Raw genomic sequence first — 7,319 nt, 5'->3', positions numbered from 1 at the left:
GGCTCGACCGGCTCGACTGGAGCAACCGGCTCGACAGGTGCGACTGGCGATACTGGTGCGACTGGTGCGACCGGCTCGACTGGCGCCACCGGTTCGACGGGAGCGACAGGCTCGACCGGCTCGACTGGAGCAACCGGTTCGACCGGCTCGACGGGTGCGACTGGCTCGACTGGCTCGACTGGAGCAACTGGAGCGACAGGCTCGACTGGTGCGACTGGCTCGACTGGTTCGACCGGCGCAACCGGCTCGACCGGCGCGACTGGCTCGACCGGCTCGACTGGAGCAACCGGTTCGACCGGCTCGACTGGTGCGACCGGCTCGACTGGTTCGACCGGCGCAACTGGCTCGACAGGTGCGACTGGTGATACCGGCTCGACCGGGGCCACCGGCTCGACTGGTGCGACGGGCTCGACCGGCTCGACCGGAGCAACGGGCTCGACGGGTGCGACTGGCTCGACCGGCGCAACGGGCTCGACAGGTGCAACTGGTGATACCGGCTCGACCGGAGCCACCGGCTCGACCGGAGCCACCGGCTCGACCGGAGCCACCGGCTCGACCGGTTCGACCGGCGCAACTGGCTCGACCGGCGCAACTGGCTCGACAGGTGCGACTGGCGACACTGGTGCAACGGGTTCGACTGGCGATACCGGAGCGACGGGTTCGACTGGCGCCACCGGTGACACCGGAGCAACTGGAGCGACCGGCGATACCGGAGCCACCGGCGATACCGGAGCGACGGGTTCGACTGGCGCCACTGGTGATACGGGAGCGACCGGCGACACCGGAGCAACTGGAGCCACGGGTGCGACCGGTGATACCGGAGCAACTGGAGCCACAGGCGATACCGGAGCGACCGGCGCCACAGGCGATACCGGCGACACTGGAGCAACTGGAGCCACGGGTGCGACTGGCGATACCGGAGCCACGGGTGCGACCGGCGATACCGGAGCGACTGGCGCCACCGGCGATACCGGAGCCACCGGCGACACTGGAGCAACTGGAGCCACGGGTGCGACCGGCGATACCGGAGCGACTGGCGCCACCGGCGATACCGGAGCCACTGGCGACACTGGGGCAACTGGAGCCACGGGTTCGACTGGCGATACCGGTGCGACGGGTTCGACCGGCGCCACCGGTGATACCGGAGCGACGGGCTCGACTGGGGCAACTGGAGCCACGGGTGCGACCGGCGATACCGGAGCGACCGGTTCGACTGGTGCCACCGGTGACACCGGAGCGACTGGCTCGACCGGAGCAACTGGAGCGACCGGCGATACCGGAGCGACTGGCTCGACCGGAGCCACGGGTGCGACCGGCGATACCGGAGCGACGGGTTCGACCGGAGCGACTGGCGACACTGGTGCAACGGGCTCTACCGGAGCCACAGGTTCGACAGGTGCGACTGGCTCGACCGGAGCAACAGGTGCGGCTGGTGCGACAGGTGCGACCGGAGACACAGGCTCGGGCGGTGGAACAGGTGATCATGACCACGACCACGGCAATAACGGCTTTGGCAATGGAGATCAGGATGCACCTGGTGGTTCCGGGAACCATAACAATGGCGAAAACGGCCCTGGTCACAAAGCCAACGTCACGTCACACTCGCTCGGCCTCAAGGACACTGCGAAATTCCTGCAGTCGGGCTCGACACATGGCAACAGTGATCACGGCAGCCATGCGTCGTTCCGCAACTTGATCGGCCTGGCGTCCACATCGGTGTCGACAGACCTGCTCAATGTCCTCAAGACGATGAGCGGATTTGGCCAGAACCAGAAGCCGTCGGGGGCGAGCACGGATCTCAGCTCGGATCAGACAAAGCATGGCGCCGGCTACGCCAGCGACGATCACTCCATCAAGACGACCCTGAAGGATCTCTTGAAGCCGCATGAGTGAGGAATGTTAATGGACTACGTCCGGAGACTGGTCCAGGTTTGAAAAAGGGGGCGCGCGGACTTCGCTGGAAGTTCGCGCGTTTCCACTTCTTGTCGGATCGCGCGGCATCGTCTTGGGGAAAATCGTGCTTGACTTGTCCTCCGCCGGCCATCTCTGGCTTCCAGCGAGGGCAGCGGGTTGGCCGGGGATGCGATTATTTTAGTAAGTCGGCGCAAACGGAAATGAAGCCGCCAAGCCTGCGATTTTCAAACAGAATTTGCGCGGCTTCGGCTCTTCGATATTGGCCAAATTCGGCCGTCATGCTCTTGGCCGTTCACCAATTCCCCACTTAATAGTTTACAAATCCCTAATTTTCGAATTTACTAATGCACAGCACGGGGTGTGCTCGCAGGTCGCACGGTCGGGTTGCCGAAGTCCTGCGAAGTTGTTTGGGGAAGGATCTGGGGGTCGTAAAGCCACATCGCGGACGATGAAGAAGGCGCGTTCTTGGAGCGTGTCTTCAAGCCGCGTCACGTTGCCCGTCGGCAGAGGCGGACAGGTTTCCCGTTCCAGAGTTCCCTCGCGTTTGGACGCCGATCCGTCGGCGTGACCAGTGGCGGGAGTGTGTCGTGGGTGGGGTGAGATTGCGTGCGAGTTGGGCCCGGCGCGGAGCGAGTTCCGGCGTCGATAGCCCCGCGACCCGACAGCGGCGACGGACCGCCGCGGCCGGCGGCTGGCAGCTCGGCCGCCCCTGTTCCGCCCTCCATGAAAGCCTCAGCACTGCGCGGCCTGCCCGCGCGCCCGACCCCGTCGTGCAGGGTGTCGCCGGCGGATGCTCTCAACCCAATTGGAACCAACGGGATCTCGCCATGGCCAGCGCCACCGAACTCGTTTTTGTCGATCCCTCGGTATCCGATCTAGGCACGATCCTCGGCAATTTGAGGCCACGGGTCGAGGCGATCGTGCTCGATGCCAAATCCCCGGCCGCGCGCCAGATGGCACGGGCGCTCGAAGCTCATGACGGCCTCGACGCCGTGCACGTGATCGCGCACGGCGCGCCCGGGCGGGTGTGCTTCGCGGCCGGCGAATGGTCGACGCGTACGCTGCAGCACGATGAGGCCGATCTCGCCACGATCGGCCAGGCATTGGGTGGCTCTGGCGAGCTGCTTCTGTGGAGCTGTAACGCTGGCGCCGGCGCTGCCGGAACCGATTTTGTCGATGCGCTGGCGCGCGCGGCGGGGGCGCCGGTTGCGGCCGCCACCGACCTGGTTGGGTCGCCGACGCTCGGCGGACGATGGAAACTGACAAGAGACACCGCGGCGCGACCGCCGCTGACGGAGGAGGGTATCATGGGCTATGCAGCAGTGCTTGCCGCGATCGAGATCACGGTCTCCGGCTTGATCCCAACCGGCATGACGGGCGGCTCGACGACCTACTTCGTGGTCGACAGGGACCACGGCACGATCGTTGGCAACCTCAATCTGCCGAACATGGCAAACAACCCCTTCCGGATCGCCGTCAGGGTGCCGGGCGGAGCGACGAGCCTCGACGTCGGCGTCTTCGACGGAAGCGGCAAGTTCACCTCGGCTGGTTTCACCGTGGATGTGCCCGCGTCTCCATCCGGCGCCGTCGGGCCGAGGAGGTGAGGCCATGCTGAAAGACCTCACATCAACTCCCTTCCATAGCCCGGTCACCGCACGGCCGGGCTTTTGCGCATCGACACGGCAGGTTTCCCCCGCGCACCCTCAAGGCGGGCATGCCATGACGTTCGAGCCCGAAGTCCTGTTCATCGATCCTGCCGTCACCGACATACCCGCCATCCTTGCCGGGCTGCGGGCCGGCGTCCAGCCGGTGCTCCTCGACGCGGCGCGGCCGGCGGCCGCGCAGATGGCGGCGGCACTGGCCGGCCGCCAAGGCCTTGCGGCAGTGCACATCATCGCCCACGGCGCGCCTGGGCGCGTCGCCTTCGCGGCCGGCGAGTGGTCGCGCGAAACGCTGGCGCGCGACGCCGGCGACCTGGCCGCGATCGGCCGGGCCCTGGCCGAGGACGGCGACCTGCGGCTGTGGAGCTGCGAGACGCGCAAGGGTAGGGCCGGCGAGGCGTTTGTCGAGGCGCTTTCCGAGGCGGCCGGCGCCGACGTGTCGGCCGCGACGGCGCTGGTGGGCGCCACGGCATTGGGTGGACGTTGGGACTTGGCCGTATCGGCTGGCGCGCGAGTGGCGCCGCCGCTGACGGAAACCGGGGTGGTAAATTACGCGGGTGTACTAAGTGTTGAAGTGACGCTTACTGGGGCGCTCGACACCAATGGTGGTAATACCACGATTCCTGTTCAATATTATATAACCAATTCGAGCGGCGTAATTGTTTACAACTTTTCACTACCATCAAGAACTGTAAGTCCATTTAATTCTGTTCAGATACTAGTTAACGTACCGTCAACTGGAGTACTGACAACATATACCCTGACAGCTCTCGTTCCAACTGGTAGTGATCCAAACAATTCTACCTATAGTGTAATAGCTGCAGGGACATTCACCGTTCCTGCTTCGGGCACGGGCACGGGAACGGTCGGCGGTGCGAACACGGCCAACAGTGATGGTGTCTTCCAGCTAACGGCCGCCAGCTCCGCCAGCAACAGTGGTGCGACGGGCCCGACCGGGGCCACGGGTTCGACCGGCGCAACAGGTTCTACGGGCGCCACAGGCTCGACAGGTGCCACGGGTGCGACTGGCGCCACAGGCTCTACGGGTGCAACAGGTTCGACGGGCGCCACAGGCGCGACCGGGGCCACGGGTTCTACGGGCGCAACAGGTTCGACTGGCGCCACGGGTTCGACTGGTGCCACAGGCTCGACCGGCGCCACAGGTTCAACGGGCGCCACAGGTTCGACCGGCGCGACAGGTGCGACCGGCGCAACAGGTGCGACTGGCGCCACGGGTACGACGGGCGCCACAGGCTCGACCGGCGCCACGGGTTCAACCGGAGCCACGGGCGATACCGGAGCTACGGGTTCGACCGGAGCAACCGGAGCCACAGGCGCGACCGGCGATACCGGCGCCACAGGTTCGACTGGCGCCACGGGCGCCACAGGTGCGACCGGCGATACGGGTGCCACGGGTTCGACAGGCGCCACTGGCGATACTGGAGCGACGGGCTCTACCGGAGCAACCGGCGCCACGGGTTCGACTGGAGCAACCGGAGCCACAGGCGCGACCGGCGATACCGGCGCCACGGGTTCAACCGGAGCCACGGGCGATACCGGAGCTACGGGCTCTACCGGAGCAACCGGCGCCACAGGTGCGACCGGCGATACCGGCGCCACGGGTTCGACAGGCGCAACTGGAGCCACAGGTGCGACCGGCGATACCGGCGCCACAGGTTCGACTGGCGCCACGGGCGCCACAGGTGCGACCGGCGATACCGGCGCCACGGGTTCGACTGGCGCGACCGGCGATACGGGCGCCACAGGTTCGACTGGCGCAACCGGCGATACCGGAGCTACTGGCTCTACCGGAGCAACCGGCGCCACAGGTGCGACCGGCGATACCGGTGCCACGGGTTCGACAGGCGCCACTGGCGATACTGGAGCGACGGGCTCTACCGGAGCAACCGGCGCCACAGGTGCGACCGGCGATACCGGCGCCACGGGTTCGACCGGCGCCACTGGCGATACCGGCGCCACGGGTTCGACTGGCGCGACCGGCGATACCGGAGCTACTGGCTCTACTGGAGCAACCGGCGCCACAGGTGCGACCGGCGATACCGGCGCCACCGGCTCGACTGGCGCAACTGGAGCCACAGGTGCGACCGGCGATACGGGTGCCACGGGTTCAACCGGAGCAACCGGCGATACGGGCGCCACAGGTTCGACTGGCGCAACCGGCGCCACAGGTGCGACCGGCGATACGGGCGCCACGGGTTCGACTGGCGCGACTGGTGATACGGGCGCCACAGGTTCGACTGGAGCCACCGGTGATACCGGCGCCACAGGYTCGACYGGTGCAACCGGAGCCACAGGCGCGACCGGTGATACSGGCGCCACGGGYTCGACTGGMGCRACCGGCGCCACAGGTGCGACCGGCGATACCGGCGCCACAGGTTCCACAGGCGCGACCGGCGATACGGGCGCCACAGGTTCGACTGGCGCAACTGGAGCCACAGGTGCGACCGGCGATACCGGCGCCACGGGTTCAACTGGAGCCACGGGCGATACCGGAGCTACGGGTTCGACCGGAGCAACCGGAGCAACCGGAGCCACAGGTGCGACGGGCGATACCGGCGCCACGGGTTCGACAGGCGCCACTGGCGATACGGGCGCCACGGGTTCGACTGGCGCGACCGGCGATACGGGCGCCACAGGTTCGACTGGCGCAACCGGCGATACCGGAGCTACTGGCTCTACTGGTGCAACCGGCGCCACAGGTGCAACCGGCGATACGGGCGCCACTGGTTCTACAGGCGCGACTGGCGATACCGGAGCCACGGGCTCTACCGGTGCCACCGGTTCGACTGGGGCAACTGGAGCCACGGGTGCGACCGGCGATACGGGCGCCACGGGCTCAACTGGAGCAACTGGCGATACCGGAGCCACCGGCTCGACTGGTTCGACTGGTTCGACCGGAGCGACAGGCTCGACGGGTGCCACTGGCTCGACCGGAGCTACGGGTTCGACCGGTGCAACTGGCGATACGGGCGCAACGGGTTCTACTGGCTCGACCGGCGACACGGGAGCCACAGGTTCGACTGGGGCAACCGGAGCCACAGGCGCGACCGGCGATACCGGCGCAACGGGTTCGACCGGTGCAACCGGAGCCACCGGCTCGACTGGTGCGACTGGCTCGACTGGTGCGACTGGCTCGACCGGAGCGACAGGCTCGACGGGTGCCACTGGCTCGACTGGTTCGACCGGCGATACCGGCTCGACAGGCGCCACTGGCGATACTGGAGCCACAGGTTCGACTGGAGCAACCGGCGCCACAGGTGCGACCGGCGATACCGGAGCTACTGGCTCGACCGGTGCAACCGGCGATACCGGAGCGACTGGCTCGACTGGTGCAACCGGCGATACTGGAGCGACGGGCTCCACTGGTTCCACGGGTTCGACCGGTGCAACCGGAGCCACCGGCTCGACTGGTGCGACTGGCTCGACTGGTTCGACCGGAGCGACAGGCTCGACTGGAGCGACGGGCTCGACCGGAGCAACTGGCTCGACCGGAGCAACTGGTGATACCGGCTCGACCGGAGCAACTGGCTCGACAGGTGCGACTGGCGACACTGGTGCAACGGGTTCGACTGGCTCGACTGGAGCGACGGGCTCGACCGGAGCCACCGGCTCCACTGGTTCGACCGGCGCAACAGGTGCGACTGGCGACACTGGTGCAACGGGTTCGACTGGCTCGACGGGTGCCACTGGCTCGACTGGTGCGACTGGCGATACCGGCTCGAC

3 protein-coding genes are annotated in these 7,319 nt (G+C 67.1%); all 3 read left to right on the top strand.

What is annotated here, in order from left to right; all coding sequences use genetic code 11:
* A partial coding sequence (locus AC1DZU_RS35060) for a beta strand repeat-containing protein (protein ID WP_477291987.1) occupies positions 1–1,893 on the top strand: 1,893 nt, incomplete at its 5' end.
* Positions 1,894–2,741: 848 nt separating this feature from the next.
* Entirely contained in the window at positions 2,742–3,518 is a 777-nt protein-coding gene (locus AC1DZU_RS35055; protein ID WP_477291985.1) for a DUF4347 domain-containing protein, read from the top strand.
* Positions 3,519–3,633: 115 nt separating this feature from the next.
* On the top strand, positions 3,634–7,319 hold a 3,686-nt coding region (locus AC1DZU_RS35050), incomplete at its 3' end, for a DUF4347 domain-containing protein (RefSeq protein ID WP_477291983.1).

Source organism: Mesorhizobium sp. P2_A12, from assembly GCF_056405075.1.
Note: the sequence above shows the minus strand (reverse complement) of the source record. Positions and strands in the feature narration are given on the sequence as shown.